Origin of the sequence: Rhodococcus sp. D-6, assembly GCF_040256695.1 — a bacterium.
In the GTDB taxonomy this organism is placed as follows: Bacteria; Actinomycetota; Actinomycetes; order Mycobacteriales; family Mycobacteriaceae; genus Rhodococcus; species Rhodococcus pyridinivorans.
The window spans coordinates 4,055,677-4,069,897 of record NZ_CP132970.1 but is presented as its reverse complement, the minus strand read 5'-3'; the positions used below and the strand labels follow the sequence as shown (position 1 = coordinate 4,069,897).

Here is a 14,221-nt window from a genome sequence, read left to right as displayed (position 1 = left end):
TCGGTGCGGTGGGCGCATTGGGTGGAGAAGTCGAACGGCAGGATCTGCGTGCAGTTGCCGCACCCCTGGCGGCACAACCGAATCGACTACCTCGAGGAGAACACTGATGGCTCTTCCCCAGCTGTCCCCCGAAGCACGTCAGCAGGCGCTCGCGAAGGCTGGCGCGGCTCGACGCACCCGCGCACTCATCAAGGAGGACCTCAAGAAGGGCCGGGTCGAGCTGCAGGATGTAATCCGGCGAGCCGAAACGGACGAGGTCCTCGCCAAGATGAAGGTCATCGACCTGATCGCAGCTCTTCCGAAGTTCGGGAAGACGAAGGCGTCCGCAGTGATGGTCGATCTCGACATCGCGGAGAACCGGAGCATCCGCGGTCTCGGCCAGAACCAGCGAGGCGCACTGCTGCAACGGTTCGCCAGCTGACATCTGCCTATCGGCTGCCGGCCCATCATCACGGTGGGTCGGCAGTCGGCGTGCAACACCAGAACGTCACGTACGAGACCGTGGCGGCATCTTCCATCCAGTAGAAGGAGCCGCAACGATGCTGCAGATCACCCGCAATCCGGAGCAACCCCTCGACGCCGACAAGGTCGATCATCTGACCCCCGAGCACTTCACCGACCTTGATGAAGTGCGCTACCTGATCTTCGCGCACGAGCACGTGTTCGCCTCGATCGTGCCGGAAGTGACGATTGTGCCCGCGGTCCGTGTGGGACTGGTCGGCGACGGCGACCCGATCGCCGAATTGGTCGCATCGATCAGCCGAATCGAACCGGGTCGCGTGGTCACCACCGACCTCATCGTCACCGACCTCGGGGAGTGGACATCCGACACGACCTGCAACGGATATGAGCTGGCCGAGCAAGTCCTCGATGAGGTCGTGGACCTCATCAATGAGGCCCTGTCGAACGCCATGCACCTCGTGGCCACGGTGGGTGCGCCGTGCGCGTGATGAACCCCGGCAGCGGTGAACCTCGGCCGTATCCTCGACGCACCGATGCCGATGCCCCCGCCGATGATGGCGGGCAGGAGGATTTGATGGCCAAGGTCAAAGACACAGTCACCGTGAGGCTGCCCGGGGAACACCGTGCGGTCTCCTGGTCCGGAGGAGTATTCGTCGGGGACCCCGAACTCGTCTCGACTGCCCAGGGTCTCGCGGCGATCGCGGCGCAGGTCGAGGTCGCCCCGCCCGGGGGGTACGCCACCGCGGGCGCGGACAGCAGGCAAGGGGCGATGGTGGCGATGCTGGGCGCGGCCCGCGGTCGCGGCATCGTGGTTGAGGACGACCCGGAACTGTGGGACGGCATCATCGACCCCGACGCTGATGATGGCGGCGAAATCATTCATTGAACGGAAGGCGCTTTCGCACATGGACTATCGCAGCACCCACGCAGTCGGCCGTCGACGCGACCCTCGAGACCGCCCCCGCGCGCCGCGCCCGGCGACCACGGACCGCCCTGCCACCGGGCCGAACATGACCGAGATGATCCACCGAGAGCTGTTCTCCGACTACAGGCCGACGGGGCCGAAATAGTCCGGTCTCCGGTCAGTGGGCGGTTCGGGCCTCGGTGATCAATTCCTGGGGCATCGCCCGCTGCCCTTCCTGCGCGCGGACCCACTGCACAGCCTCGGAAGGGGACATCCCCAACACCTGTCCCAGCGCGGAAACCGTGGTGACCAGAGTCCCGTCCGCCGTGCGAACATCCCAGGCCCGCATGTCCCAGAACGTCGGGAACGGGCGCCGCGCTCGCTCAGACACGCTCAACCTCCCACTGTGCACGGCCACCGACCACGATGACCTCTTCCTCGGACAAGCATCCCATTCCCGTTCGGGGCAACGACAGGATCCGCGAGGCATGGACGGTGCCGTGCAGCCGCACCGACACGTACTCATCGTCGTCCCACTCGCGGCGGGCGAAGTAGGACGACACCTCACCGCGAAGGGTGAACGACGCCGCCGGGTTCAACGTCAGATCCGCCGGCTGTCGATCACCTTTCACCGCCGGCACCCACGCAGGAGCAGGGGAGCCGGTCGGAAACCACATCCCACGCGAGATCGACACCTCGGAAATCCCACGCGCGGCGAGATGCCTTTGCGTGAGCGCGTACTGGGCCTGCACCACCGCCCGGGCCCGCCGCGCTTCCACCGACTGCGGCGGGTCGGAGTCGGGATGGACGAATACATCCCGGACCGCGGACTGCATATGCACCGCCGCGGGCGACATGTCCCGCTCTGTGTGCGCAGCCCACGCCGACATCGCCTGCGAGGCGACCGTGCGCCGAGCGAGGACCGCGACAGATCCCGTCTCGCTCGGGGTCACCATGCGGTGATCGACCCGCTCGCCGGTCCCGATCTGCCGCCACGGTTCGTCGTTGGCTGTCCGCCAGCACAACCCGGCCGCAGACTGACCCCATTGCGCTCGATCGGGTGCCGCCAGCGCTGCGCACTCTGCGTCATCGAACAGTTCGCGGTCCTCGACGTCGGCCATCTCGTCCCCCAGTCGGGCAGCATTGTCACGCTTGACCGGCACCGCGAACGGCTCGAGCGCGCCCTGCGACAGCACGACCGGCACAGGCTCGCCGTCGATGTGGTCGTCCTCGATGCACGCCCGCTGTGCCCGATCGAGTGCCATGTCCCGATGCGCTGCGAACTCGGCGCTGTTTGTATCCAGTGACCCGTCCGCCCGGCGGGGGATCTCCGGCAAGCCCTGGGGGAGTGGCCCGTACCGGTCGTCCCGGCACACGGTGGTGATCGCGTCGGCGTCGGCGGCGGTCAGCGGAATGTCCTGATACAGGCTGGTCGACAGGGATTGCGCAGCAGCGGTTCCGGCTGCGGTGGTCGCTGGTGTCGGGGGCGGAAGGTGGGTGCTGGCGGTGAGGGCGAGGCGGCGGGCGTCGAGGATGACCGATGGGCAACGGTGGGAGGCCGCGGCGAACTGGCCGCACGCGGGACAGCGATCGCCGCCACCTCGGACCTGCGGAGGTGTCCATCCATCGGCCGCTGCCGGGTTCGCCGCGATGTCGGCAGCTCGGCGGCGCGCGAGCCCACGCGTGACGAGCCGGCGGAGTTCGGCGGCCTGCTCTGGCTGTCCGCACTGTTCGTGGGCGTGGGCCTCGAGCATCAGGTTGTGCACGCCGCGGGCGGTGGACGCAAGGTCGATGCGTTGCTGCTGAAGTTTGCGTCGTGCTTGGTCGAGCTCGCCGGCGGACTGGTCGAGCCATGCCTGGGACGTCGGTTGCCGTGCTGCGGTTGCCAGTCGCGCATCGTGGGTGAGCTGTAGCCGTCGAACCTCCTGCTCGGCGCGGTCGAGGCGATCAGCGGTGTGGGGGAAGCACCGTCTGCCGACACGGCACACTGCGGGTCCTCCTGGTCTGTGGGTTGCGGGTCGCGCACACCGTAGAAACGCCGTTCACCACCGCCAGGCGGCCGACTTTCCGGCGCAACATCGGATGGGTGCGGTCGTAGCGTTCTCTGTCATGACCAGTACTGACCCGTCCACCGAACGTGAATCGGTGACCGTCGTGACCATCGACCACCGGCATGGCAACACCGTGTCGGCCCACCGCACCGAGGCTGGCGCTCAGCGCGTGCTGCGCGAACACGTGGAGACGTGGTGGCATGAACTCGCAGACGAGCCCGGCCCGGTCCCCGACGGTCCGAGTGCAGCGATCGACGAGTACTTCACCCGGCACCCGAGCGACTTCTACACAACCGAAGTCGTCGAACTCCTGGACTGATACGACGCAGCAATGCACCCGCCCCAGCCCGGGTGCTCTGCCTTCAACCCGCAGCTGACGAACTGACGCGGCGTCTTCGGCTGGGCTGTCATCCCCGGCCGAGGTCGAGAATTAAAATCGAATACATGTTCGATCACTGGCCGTCTGGGTTAGGTCCTCCGCCGTACCGCGTCGTGGACCCGCCGACGCCAGTGATCGTGCACATCGCCTCCGCTATCGGCTCCACCGACGGACGCCGTGCCAACGAGCTGCCACTTCGAGTGCGCGCGGAAGGACTCGCCCTGGACCTCCAGGTACCGGGGGCCTTATCGGCGTGGGCGCGGGTGAATACGGGGGGCTGGATCTGTCGCGTTTCGTTCCAGATCCCGACCGGCAACGGCCGCGGCTACCTCGAAGTCGACCAATGGTGCCCCGCCTCAGCTGTCCGACCGTGCAAGTGAGACCGGTTCCGCCGATGGCGATCGCCTCAGAGCTGCAGGATCGAGCAGTCGTAGAACCACCAGGCCTCGATCCGATCCCTGTCGGTCCTGATCGTGATGTCAACAGGGCCGGTGCCGCCGGCCGGTACGACGAACGCGAAGGTCGGGACGTGCGGTGCGTCGTTGAACGAAGCGGCGATTCCCGGCCCAGATACATGGCAGAAGCCCGGGAAATTCGGACCGACAGAAAGTGAGTTGACCCGGCAGGTCAGCAGGTTTCCGCCGCCGGTCGGGGCTTCGGTGAGATTGATGTGCGCTTCAGGGACGACGTGCGACGGCGGGTCGGGATTGAACCACCACCCGAGCCCGCATCCGTTGCGTTCTGCATCGTAGGAAAAAGCGTGCCGGAACGTGAGCCACGCGTGCTCATCCACGGGTGCCGCGGGCTGAGGTCAGCTACGCGCCGCACCAGCGGCCGATGCTCCCAGTCCAAAGCATCGATCTCGTGATCGAGAAGGAATCGTTCAGGCGCTGCGGGCACTTCTCGTAGCGTCACTCCTTCTCGTTTAGCGAAGGCAGCCATTTCCGAGAGTGAGATTTTCACCTATTCAGCGTGAACCTGCGAAAGGGAGTGGCTAGCCAGCGACCGGGTGAGAGCTCTCCAGAGCGAGGCAAATGGGCTGTACTGGGCGGCAGCACCTCAGGGACCACTCGATGTGGCATCCACGGACGCCAGAAAACGCGCTGGTCCGACGCTTGATCGCTCTGTCCGCGAAGGGTGGAGAACGTTCATGGTCCTATTCGGCCCATGAATCGTCGACGCCCGCCGCGCCGGAAGCAGGGCTGTGCCCCACGCTGCCGGAACCTTGTGGGCGCCGGCGGGGATGGGCTACCCGCAGAACTGCGCCGCCCGCGCGCGCAGCAACTCCGGGTCGCGCTCGATGAGCTCGACAGGGGTATGCCCGTCGACTGTGGTCATCCACCAACGGGCAACCGCCCATCCATCGCCGTGCTCGGTGACCTGCCGGTTTACTTCCGCCACCACCGGGTGGACCCGCGCCCGGGCGAGATCGAACTGGAACGCCGGGAACAGAAATCGGCCCTGTACCTCCACACCGACGATCTCGCCGCGCGAACGCAGGCGCGACGCGACAGCCCGGTTGCTCGATCCGCGCGCACCGACCGCTTCGGCGACGTCCACCGCGGTGAGCATGGGTTGGCCGAGCACGACGTTCTGTTCCGCGATCGCGGCGCGGGCGGCTGCGAGGGCCTGCTCGACGAGCTGTCCGACGCCGGCCTCGGTGACGGCGGTCAGCGTCGGGCCCATCGCCAGCAGAGTCGCGAGCTGGTCGCGGACGGTCGCGAAGGCTGGGCGGCGGTCGAGTTCGGTGAGTATTGCGCGCACGAACTCCGAATCGCTGAGGTCGGCGAGCTGGTCGCGCGGCGGCATGCGGTCCTTTCGTTGACGGCTCGTAGCGGTGGTTACGCAATCTTGCACCGTTGCGCGCGTTGCACCTACTCCATCACCTCGCGACCTCCTCCCGCAGACGGTGGGGACACCGAAAGCACAGGTAGAGCCGGTCGGGAAACAGGGAGAGACATTCGTGTGTGACGGGATCAACGATCCGGGCGGGCCACGTCGATGCCCCTCACAGCGCGGCGAACGGCGCCGCGAATACCGGCGTGCGCTCTACGCGGCGCAGAAGGCCGCGACCATCGCCGATCCCGCCGGACCCGAACCCACACATGGCGACCACTCGGCGATCGCGACAGACGAGCAAGTGCGCGAGGCATGCGCCGCAGCGAGCGCCCTGTTCGACGCGTTCGCCGGCAACCAGAACGTCGGGACGCTCCGCCGGTATGAATCTGCTGTCCGCTACGCCGGCGAGCTCGTGGCCACCCAGGTCGACGCCGAGATCGCTGCCCGCCTCGACCCGACCGAACTCGACCGACTCGACGCCGACGCCGCCGCGCTCGAGGCAGCCGTCATCGAGCACGCCCGGGAGAAACGTGCCGTAGAGCAGCGAGTGCATGACCTCACGGCCAAGCTACGACGACTACCGCCGCCGGAACGCGTCCAGTACCTCGACGAGATCGACGAGCTCGTCAATGACTTCAACCAGCGAAGCCGAACACTGCAGGCCACTGCCGCGGAGATCGAACGGCGTCGGCTCGCGCACGGTGCCGCCGAAGGTCGCGTCGCTGCAGAAGTGCTCGGCCGCTACCGCGAGTACGGCACCGTCGTACCCGATGTCCACCAGAGCACCACGAAACGGGCACAGCAGGTCACCGCCGCAGCCTCCACCGTCTTCCCAGCAGACTGGATGACCGCGTCCAACAACAGCCGCCGAATGATCGTCAAAGAGTCCAAGGACCGCGCGTACTACCAGCACCAATCGAGAGTGCGTGTCTCCGAGAACACCGACTACGACTACAGCGACGACCCGACGTCCGAGCAGACCTGGGCAACCCGCAAGGAGATGCCGCCGGCACCGGAGAAGTCGACCGTCGACCGGATGCGTGAACTCGATTGGCCCGACGGCGACCCGAAGTGGGTCGCTGTCCGGGACCCGGAAACGCGTCGCTGGGGATGGAAGCTGCGCATGACCTACAAGGGCACCGTGACGATGTCGGAGCTGCGGGTTCCCAGCTCCGCATCGAGCGCCGAGGACACCCACCGCACGGCGATCCACGAGATGTCACACCGCGTCGAGACATTCAACGTTGCGGCGACCGCTGCGTGCCTGAGCTTCCGGGAACGCCGCACGACCTCAGTAGACGGGATCCCGCATACGTTGCAGCAGTACGCGAAGGGGGAGTACGTGCGCCCCGATGACTTCGTCGACGTCTACGTCGGAAAGCAGTACCAGTCGTCGGTACACACCGAGGTGCTGTCGATGGGGATGGAATCGGTGTTCGGGGGCTCCCATGGGGGACTCAAGGGCCGCCACGGTTACCGCGCCGATCCCGAGCACCGGCACCTGATCTTGGGTCTCTGCGCCACCGCCTAAACCCGGCTGTTGCAGCTGCAACACCGCGGATTCCCGTTTCTAACGTCTCAATCGACCGAGATCGACTGAGCCCAAAGGGGAATCCACGATGGCGCACCTGCCCTACACCGTAACCCGCCGACCTGCCGAGCTCGCCGTACACCGCCGCACCCACCTCCACGTGGTGAGGCCGGCGGTGGCTCCCCGGCCCACGCTCGAAGAGGAGCTGCTCGCGCGTCTGGATACGTGGATGGCGCACCATCCGACTTCGGCGAGCATTGTCGCCGGCGGCAGCGTCGTCGCATTGATGTTCCTGGCGGCCTATGCCGTGGTCGTGTCGAGCATCTGACACAGCACTACGCGCCGTGAGAACGGTGCGACACCTGTACCGATGCACGCGAATCCGCGCAGTCCTCCGGTATCTTCACACCACCACCACCGCGGGGACCATCGCAGCGTCCACCGAGACCAAAAGAGCCGCCAACGATGACGGTTGCCCGCATCCAAGAGGCAGGTACCCCGAGGTGAACCTGCTTGTCAGCGTGCGTATCCCGACCGTAGTGCGGTCAATCCCGACTGCAACACTCTCCACCCTGGTCGGCAAAGTCGTTCCCGTCAGCACCGAGAACGACCGAAAGAAGTTGCCCACCATGCCTGCTCCCGTGATCCCCACCAAGTCTGACTTCGCTGAAATTCACGGCATCGACACCGAGACGGGCTACCTCGTCGACGTCGACGGTGCGTTCCTCGGGGTTGACCCGGCCATCACCGCCTCCAAGCACAAGCTGTTCATCGCCGCGGCGACCGCCGCCGCCCGTCTGCTGCGCGCCCGCCCCTCCGCTGGCACCGCCACCGTGTGGAGCCGCAGCCACCAGCGCCTGTGGGACGCGATGAACATCGATCTCCGGCAACTCCGCGGCCACGTCCATCACGACGCCACCCGCCGGCTGCGCGACGCGATCGACCAGGCCCGCGTCGAGCGTCGCCTCCGCGAGAACGGTCAGCCCTTGCCCCCGCGCAACGCCGTCTACCTCAAGGCCCTGGCCAGCGAAATCCGCCTCGCCGAGCGTTCCGTCGCCGCTCTGGCCGCCTGACCCCGCTGCGCCTCGCCCGGCCCCCCGGGGCGGGGCGCAGCGGCCTCCAACCACCCGTCTCGCTTCACCCGCCCAGGAGTCCGCATGAGCGATCAGCCACTGATCCGCGTCACCATCACCGAGACTGTCGTCTACAAGCGCGACTACACACCCGAGGAAATCGTCGAGGTCGACCGCGGGTTGGCCGGCCGCCCTCCCGACGCGATCACCACCCTCATTAACGAGCACGGGGACAGTGAGGGGCGCTTGTACGAGGACATGGAGCGCCACAACGAGGTCATCAGCGCAATCGTCGAGGCGGTGCTCATCGACGAGTGACCGGCGCTGCCGCCCGTCGCAGGGAACTGCTGCATGGGCACGGCCGGCCAGGCGCTGTCCGTCGGTTCCCGAGGCGTCGTCTTGCCTGGAACGAGCACAAGCTTCGGCGTCTGTGGCTGTGCAACATTTGGAGAGGGGCGGCCCTACATTTTGTGCATCGGATCTGCTCACACCCCCCGCATTGAACGGAGAGTCACGGTGCACACACCTACCGACAAAACCGAACTTGATCTTGTTACTGCGGTGCTTCTCGTCGTACCCGAAGCAACCACCATCACCCTGGAGCTCGCGGACTTCACCGAGACGCCCACCTGGGACACGATGGTCGTGCTCACCATGGGAAAGTACGCAGCACTCGACGCGCTGGAACTCGACGCAGACGTCCTCGCAGCGTTCTCCGCAGCGCATCCGCCAACAGACCGGTACGTCATCGACGTCGACGCCGCCCTCACCGCGCCCCTCACACCTCCCATCCCGCTTCCCCTGCTAACCCCGACGTCCGAACCGATCCGAATCCCGCGGGCGGCATCATGACCCAGCCCAAGCTCGCACACGCCACCGAGTGGGGGCGGATGTACGGCCGGTTCGTGGGAGACCGGCCGCGTGTGCCCTCGATTACGACCGTCCTGGGGGAAGCCCCGGACACCCTGCACGGGTGGCACGCCCGTGTCGCAGCCGACGCGATGAAGGCCTACCTCGACGGCGGTGACGCGCTGGCCCGGTACCCGCACGTGACCGCCGCGATCGACGAAGCCCGCGCCCGCAACCGCGACGTGGACCGTGCAGCGCGCAAGGCGATCGCGGGCACTGGCCTGTGGTTGGCTGACCAGGCGGCCGAGCGAGGCGATCGTGTGCACGACTACGCCGAACAGGTAGCCCGCTACTGTCCTGGTGTGCAGTTGCGATACCGGTACCGCCTCTATCCGACTCCCGGCCAGCAGAATGCGCTGGCTCAGGCGCTCGGGTGTGCGCGGGTGGTATTCAATGATGCGATCGCCGCCCGCGAGCGTGCTCGTCGGGACGGTCTGCCGTACCCGAAGGACGCGGAGTTGTCGAAAGCGCTCACTGCAGCCAAGCGGACCCCCGAGCGGAAGTGGCTGGGCGAAGTGTCGTCGGTGGTGCTTCAACAGGCTCTCGCAGACGCGAACACCGCCTACCGCAATTTCTTCGCCTCGATCAGCGGCAAACGCAAGGGCCGGAAAGTCGGGCCGCCGCGGTTCCGGTCCCGCCGGGACCACAGGCAGACCATCCGGTTCACCCGCAACGCCTGCTTCGCTGTCACTGGCAGTCGCATGTTGCGGCTGCCGAAGATCGGGGACGTGAAACTCGCCTGGTCCCGGGAATTGCCGTCGGAACCGTCCTCGGTCACTGTCGTCAAGGATGCAGCCGGACGCTACTTCGCTTCATTCGTGGTCGAGACCAGTAACGAGCCCTTGCCCGAACTCGACGCCGAGGTCGGAATCGATCTGGGGTTGACAACGTTCGCGGTCCTTTCCAACGGCACGATCATCGATTCTCCGAAGTTCTTCCGCCGCGCCGAACGTAAACTCCGCAAGGCGCAACAGGATCTGTCCAGGAAGGAGAAGGGCAGCAGGAACCGAGCCAAGGCGCGATTGCGCGTTGCGAGGGCTCATGCCAGGGTGTCTGATGCCCGCAAGGACTGGGCACACAAACACTCCACGACGATCATCCGCGAGAACCAAGCGATGTACGTCGAGGATCTGTGTGTCACGGGGTTGGCGCGGACCCACCTGGCGAAATCGGTGCACGACGCTGGGTGGGCCACGTTTATCCGGTTGCTTGAGGAGAAAGCCGCCCGGTACGGACGAGTGGTCGGAAAGGTAAATCGGTTCTTCCCGTCGTCCCAGACTTGCTCGACGTGCGGTCGGATCGACGGACCGAAGCCGCTGTCGGTCCGGACCTGGACTTGCCCGTGCGGAGCAGTTCATGACCGGGATCTGAACGCTGCACGAAACATCCTCGCCGCCGGACGGGCGGAGAGGCAAAACGCCTGCGGAGAGACGGTAAGCCTCCCACATAACGGGGAGCACGACTCGATGAAACAGGAACCCACCGAGAGCGCCACGGGCGTTGGTAGGAATCCTCGGACTTCGGACCGAGGAGGACGTCAAAAGTCGAAGGAATCGTTCAACGGCCAATTGAAGCGACTCGACCGATAGCCGGATTTCAGCTTGTGGCGGGGGCGAATCTCAGGAGTACCGCACCGACACGCAGATCCGGCGTGTGGAACCGGGGCGTAGGGGTAAGCCCGCCATGCTCGTGGGAAGCGGTATTTGCGACCTGAGACTTGGCCGCACTTGCTGGTGCGCTGTCCCGAGGGTTCCCGGTGAGTGCCTGTGTCGTCCAAGAGCATCGGTCGAAGCCGCGGGTAATGGCATTCCCGCCCGGGACTGATCGAGTGGCTGGACCAGATCGTCCCGCGGCCACTCCGGGCGTGAAGACGCAGCGCATTGCCATTGGAGAAACGCGCGGGCCGTTTCCGGTTTGTTGCGTCAACCCCATTACTCTCATGGGTGCGTTACGACACGACAGCTGGAGGATGAGAGTGGGTCAGCCGAACAAGGGACGGTTTCTCGACCGCCCGACCCCTTGGGTAGACCCGCCCGCGCCTGGCCCGACCGTGGTCATCGACATCGATGGCCCGCTGGCCAACATGGATGAGTTCGCCCACCTGATTCAGGCCCCCAAGTACAAGGACCGGGACTGGAAGGCCTTCCACAGTCACTTCGGCGACGCCGCACTCAACCGAGCCGGCGGCCGTCTCGTCCGCGACCTCGTCGACGCAGGCTTCACCATCGCGTACACCACCACGCGTCTCGACACGTTCATGCCGACCACCGACTACTGGATTCGGCAGAAGTCCCTGCCTCCGGGGCATATCGAGTGCCGCGAATTCTGGACCGATGGCACCGTCCGCCCGTCCCTCGACATCAAGCGCCGGCACTGGTGGAAGTGGGTCGACAAGTACGAGGACCAGTCACCGGTTGTGGCTTGGATCGACGATGGTCCCGAGGCCGTGGCGATGCTCGCCGAGCAGGGCTGTCCGGTCTGGAAGTTCGACCAGCTCGTCGTCGAGCACCTCGCCGGCAACCTGCTGCCGACGATCGAGCGCGGCCCCCGCCCCGCGGAGGAACTCGCCAAGCAGCGCGCCGAAGCACGCCCGATATTCGACGAGGCCGAAGCGGAACACCAGCGCAAGCACAAGAAATGGCAGCAGGCACACGTAGCCCGAATGAAGCAGCGGCAGAGGGAGCGCCGCCAACGACGCGCCCAGTCGTGAGCGGCCCCCACCGGGCAGGTACTTCGTTGGCACCGCCGTCGCCTACTCCCTGCTGACCGTTCTCGCTGCCCTTGGTCGTACCCCGGATCCGGGACCTCATCGGGTCGGCGCGGACCGTGTTCGCCGCCGCGCTACCGTCCCATCCGGCATCGGTGACCCCAGGGGCACTTGAATGCGACCTGACAGTGACAATGCCGCAGACCAGATCCTTCGTACCGCCAATGACCAGGCTGGCGAGGTCGACCGCGGGTACCGCGGCATTGGGCAGTGTTTACTCTGCGCGGGCCGAGACTCTCTCGTGCTGTCCGGCTTCCGGACGGTGACGATTCTGGGGCGCAATGAGCACCGTTTTCGGCTGCGACACCGCCACGGCCTTCCAAAGTTCCCTGCCGAAGAGCGATATAAACCCCTGGTCCGTGTCGATGAGTAGCGATGCAACACGGCGCCGTCGCGTTCATAGCGTGGCGGTCGAATCCAATCCGCCGAGTTCGCCCAGGAGAACCGTATGGCCACCATCGCTGACCTTGAAACCCACCTCCGCAACCTCTACGAAGAGCAATCTCAGGCGAATCTCGAGATCGAGACGACCAGCATGGCGCTGATCGCCGCGCTGCTGTGTGAAGCAGTCCCGGCCGCAGCGCACCTGCTGCTCGACTGGAGTGACCAGGGCCCGCACCACGCCCTTGCCGATGTCACCGCTGCCGACGGCACGTCGCTGATGGAACAGGTTGAGGACCAGGCCGAGGACGTCGCGGTGTACGTGACGAACCTGCGCGGTGCCATCGCCGACCGCTTCGAACCGATCAACCCCGAGGGCGGGATCTATCGGGTAGAGCTTGCTCGCTTCTGATGCCCGCAATTACGGTGGGCCGCTCTCGTGCGAGGGCGGCCCACCGGCATATCGGCTTGAGGTGATGCACTCGGATGTAATTCGATCGAACTACATCCCGAGTGTGTCCCCCGTCCGGGACTCTAAAATGCCTGCACGATGCTCGAATGTCCTCGAATCCTTCATATCCCGCAGCGCAACCTCGGTCGGATACTGATGCCGCAGCGGCTCCGCCTCGTGCTCCCCAACTCGGGAAGATCGTGCTGTTCCTCGGATTGGGTGCCTTCCTAGGATCTATCGTCATGCTCTTGGTCTACAGGGGTATACCCGAGCCCCTGATGGCTGTCCCTGGGGTCATCGCACTGGGGATCGCTGCTGTCCTGGGCTATTACGCCTACACAACCTATCGGGAAGAAGACGGCCGCCTGCAATGGTGGCAGCTGCTCACTCCCGCGTTTCTCGCTGTCGGCGCGATTTCCTTCTTCTACGCCGCCACAGGCGCCCCCGTGTTGTTCACTCTGCTTTTCCTCGTCCGGCTCGGCGGTTTGCTGGCACTTGTTGTGGGCGGGATCATCGCAATCGTGCAGGCATCGAGTCGGCCGGCGACATCGTCTGCCAGTACGCTGGTCGCTCCCATCGTCGGGTACACGGCACAGGGAGAGCCCGTGTACGGCGCTCCGATGCGTTCACAGTCCACCAATATTCTCGCGATTCTCGCCCTGGTGTTCGGCCTGCTCGGTGGCGTTCTTGGGGTGGTGTTCGGGCACATCGCACTGAGCCAGATCAACCGAACAGGTGAGAACGGTCGCGGCCTGGCCATCGCAGGTTTGGTGCTCGGCTACATCTCGGTAGTCGCTTGGATCATCGTCGTCATTGTCGCCGTCGAGGCCGTCACTATCTGAGCGGCCCCGACGTCCCCGTAACGTGCCCGCCCCGGAAGGGGCGGGCACGCCCGTTTACAGGGGTCACGCCCAGGTGATGCGGCTGGCACCGTGCTCGAGTGCCCAGACCGCGAGATCGTGCAGTTGGGTGAGTCGACGACTGTCGTAGCCCTCGGCGCGACCGCAGTCGATCATCCGAGGACCGATCGTGCGGGCCGGTACACCAGCGGACGTGGGTGTGGCCAGTGCGAGGAGTGTGCGTCCGAGGAACTGCTCGCAGGACTCCTCACCCCATAGATCGTCCTCACCAGCGGTCTGCACCTCGTGGCTGTCGTTCGTGCCGACGACGTCGCCCGCGTCGAGCCCGGGGAGCAGACCGAGTAACCGCAGCAGGTGACGGGCGTTCGCGTTCGACGCATTCACCCATGGAATCTCTTGGTCGCCGTGCACCGGTTCGACCAGGTACGCCCCGTAGGTGCGAACAGCCTTGGGATCGGTGCAACCGGGTAGCGGCTCCCGGGTGGTCTCAAGTTCGGCCACGCGGGCGTACGCGGCCTCACGGGTGGCGTGCTGTTCCCGGCCACCTTCACCGTCGGTGACGTCGAAGCCGGTGGGCTCGATTTCGGGGGTGAAGGTGACCGACATGCTGCCTC

General features: G+C 65.9%; 18 protein-coding genes. 13 read left to right on the top strand and 5 right to left on the bottom strand.

The genetic code is table 11. From position 1 onward, the window contains the following. The first annotated feature begins 106 nt into the window (after positions 1 to 106). The 3 genes from mihF to RBB84_RS19035 all read left to right on the top strand — a co-directional run bounded on the left by mihF (position 107) and on the right by RBB84_RS19035 (position 1,348). Positions 107 to 421: an integration host factor, actinobacterial type gene (mihF, locus tag RBB84_RS19045; protein ID WP_350246468.1), complete on the top strand. Its 315-nt coding sequence runs from the start codon at positions 107 to 109 to the stop codon at positions 419 to 421. Between the two features lie 118 nt (positions 422 to 539). Next, the gene (locus RBB84_RS19040; RefSeq protein WP_350246467.1) at positions 540 to 950 is read left to right on the top strand and encodes a hypothetical protein; all 411 of its coding nucleotides are present in this window, start codon (positions 540 to 542) and stop codon (positions 948 to 950) included. Next, complete coding sequence (locus tag RBB84_RS19035) at positions 941 to 1,348, top strand: hypothetical protein (protein WP_350246465.1); 408 nt, start codon at positions 941 to 943, stop codon at positions 1,346 to 1,348. Before RBB84_RS19040 ends, RBB84_RS19035 begins: the two co-directional genes overlap by 10 nt. A gap of 196 nt (positions 1,349 to 1,544) precedes the next feature. On the opposite strand, the gene RBB84_RS19030 is transcribed toward RBB84_RS19035, so the two are convergent. Both RBB84_RS19030 and RBB84_RS19025 read right to left on the bottom strand, forming a co-directional pair. Next, on the bottom strand, positions 1,545 to 1,757 hold the full coding sequence (locus RBB84_RS19030) for a hypothetical protein (RefSeq protein WP_326603369.1): 213 nt from the start codon (positions 1,755 to 1,757) through the stop codon (positions 1,545 to 1,547). Beyond that, positions 1,750 to 3,354 carry a hypothetical protein gene (locus RBB84_RS19025; RefSeq protein WP_350246464.1) on the bottom strand — a complete coding sequence of 535 codons (1,605 nt, stop codon included), beginning with the start codon at positions 3,352 to 3,354 and terminating at the stop codon, positions 1,750 to 1,752. Before RBB84_RS19025 ends, RBB84_RS19030 begins: the two co-directional genes overlap by 8 nt. A gap of 121 nt (positions 3,355 to 3,475) precedes the next feature. Between RBB84_RS19025 and RBB84_RS19020 the strand changes: the two genes are divergently transcribed. Then, a complete protein-coding gene (locus RBB84_RS19020; protein ID WP_350246462.1) occupies positions 3,476 to 3,736 on the top strand; it encodes a hypothetical protein in 261 nt (86 codons plus the stop codon). 466 nt (positions 3,737 to 4,202) lie between these two features. Here RBB84_RS19020 and RBB84_RS19015 read toward each other — a convergent pair whose 3' ends face one another. Further along, entirely contained in the window at positions 4,203 to 4,589 is a 387-nt protein-coding gene (locus tag RBB84_RS19015; RefSeq protein WP_350246461.1) for a hypothetical protein, read from the bottom strand. Positions 4,590 to 5,044: 455 nt separating this feature from the next. Next, complete coding sequence (locus RBB84_RS19010) at positions 5,045 to 5,605, bottom strand: hypothetical protein (protein WP_138845985.1); 561 nt, start codon at positions 5,603 to 5,605, stop codon at positions 5,045 to 5,047. 154 nt (positions 5,606 to 5,759) lie between these two features. On the opposite strand from RBB84_RS19010, the gene RBB84_RS19005 reads away from it, so the two are divergent. From RBB84_RS19005 to RBB84_RS18965, 9 genes are all read left to right on the top strand, one after another. Next, positions 5,760 to 7,166, top strand: coding sequence for a hypothetical protein (locus tag RBB84_RS19005; protein WP_350246460.1), 1,407 nt, complete (start codon positions 5,760 to 5,762; stop codon positions 7,164 to 7,166). An 88-nt stretch (positions 7,167 to 7,254) separates the two neighbouring features. Next, a complete protein-coding gene (locus RBB84_RS19000; protein ID WP_350246459.1) occupies positions 7,255 to 7,494 on the top strand; it encodes a hypothetical protein in 240 nt (79 codons plus the stop codon). 301 nt (positions 7,495 to 7,795) lie between these two features. After that, positions 7,796 to 8,239: a hypothetical protein gene (locus tag RBB84_RS18995; RefSeq protein WP_138845982.1), complete on the top strand. Its 444-nt coding sequence runs from the start codon at positions 7,796 to 7,798 to the stop codon at positions 8,237 to 8,239. Between the two features lie 84 nt (positions 8,240 to 8,323). Then, positions 8,324 to 8,557 carry a hypothetical protein gene (locus tag RBB84_RS18990; RefSeq protein ID WP_138845981.1) on the top strand — a complete coding sequence of 78 codons (234 nt, stop codon included), beginning with the start codon at positions 8,324 to 8,326 and terminating at the stop codon, positions 8,555 to 8,557. A 243-nt stretch (positions 8,558 to 8,800) separates the two neighbouring features. Further along, positions 8,801 to 9,091, top strand: coding sequence for a hypothetical protein (locus RBB84_RS18985; RefSeq protein ID WP_350246457.1), 291 nt, complete (start codon positions 8,801 to 8,803; stop codon positions 9,089 to 9,091). Beyond that, a complete protein-coding gene (locus RBB84_RS18980; protein ID WP_350246456.1) occupies positions 9,088 to 10,737 on the top strand; it encodes a transposase in 1,650 nt (549 codons plus the stop codon). Before RBB84_RS18985 ends, RBB84_RS18980 begins: the two co-directional genes overlap by 4 nt. A gap of 386 nt (positions 10,738 to 11,123) precedes the next feature. Beyond that, positions 11,124 to 11,858 (top strand): hypothetical protein, encoded by a 735-nt coding sequence (locus RBB84_RS18975; RefSeq protein WP_254707621.1) that lies wholly within the window; start codon positions 11,124 to 11,126, stop codon positions 11,856 to 11,858. A 505-nt stretch (positions 11,859 to 12,363) separates the two neighbouring features. Then, a complete protein-coding gene (locus tag RBB84_RS18970) occupies positions 12,364 to 12,708 on the top strand; it encodes a hypothetical protein (protein ID WP_138845978.1) in 345 nt (114 codons plus the stop codon). 281 nt (positions 12,709 to 12,989) lie between these two features. Beyond that, complete coding sequence (locus RBB84_RS18965) at positions 12,990 to 13,589, top strand: DUF4190 domain-containing protein (RefSeq protein ID WP_229568609.1); 600 nt, start codon at positions 12,990 to 12,992, stop codon at positions 13,587 to 13,589. A gap of 63 nt (positions 13,590 to 13,652) precedes the next feature. Here the strand turns inward: RBB84_RS18965 and RBB84_RS18960 are convergent, their stop codons facing one another. Continuing rightward, a complete protein-coding gene (locus RBB84_RS18960) occupies positions 13,653 to 14,213 on the bottom strand; it encodes a hypothetical protein (RefSeq protein ID WP_193904137.1) in 561 nt (186 codons plus the stop codon). Between the last annotated feature and the right edge of the window lie 8 nt (positions 14,214 to 14,221).

Coding starts and splice junctions, on each gene's coding strand:
- RBB84_RS18970 (WP_138845978.1), top strand. CDS start 12,364: ATGGCCACCATCGCTGACCTTGAAACCCACCTCCGCAACCTCTACGAA.
- RBB84_RS19010 (WP_138845985.1), bottom strand. CDS start 5,605: ATGCCGCCGCGCGACCAGCTCGCCGACCTCAGCGATTCGGAGTTCGTG.
- RBB84_RS18980 (WP_350246456.1), top strand. CDS start 9,088: ATGACCCAGCCCAAGCTCGCACACGCCACCGAGTGGGGGCGGATGTAC.
- RBB84_RS18965 (WP_229568609.1), top strand. CDS start 12,990: ATGCTCTTGGTCTACAGGGGTATACCCGAGCCCCTGATGGCTGTCCCT.
- RBB84_RS18990 (WP_138845981.1), top strand. CDS start 8,324: ATGAGCGATCAGCCACTGATCCGCGTCACCATCACCGAGACTGTCGTC.
- RBB84_RS18995 (WP_138845982.1), top strand. CDS start 7,796: ATGCCTGCTCCCGTGATCCCCACCAAGTCTGACTTCGCTGAAATTCAC.
- RBB84_RS19000 (WP_350246459.1), top strand. CDS start 7,255: ATGGCGCACCTGCCCTACACCGTAACCCGCCGACCTGCCGAGCTCGCC.
- mihF (WP_350246468.1), top strand. CDS start 107: ATGGCTCTTCCCCAGCTGTCCCCCGAAGCACGTCAGCAGGCGCTCGCG.
- RBB84_RS18960 (WP_193904137.1), bottom strand. CDS start 14,213: ATGTCGGTCACCTTCACCCCCGAAATCGAGCCCACCGGCTTCGACGTC.
- RBB84_RS19040 (WP_350246467.1), top strand. CDS start 540: ATGCTGCAGATCACCCGCAATCCGGAGCAACCCCTCGACGCCGACAAG.
- RBB84_RS19020 (WP_350246462.1), top strand. CDS start 3,476: ATGACCAGTACTGACCCGTCCACCGAACGTGAATCGGTGACCGTCGTG.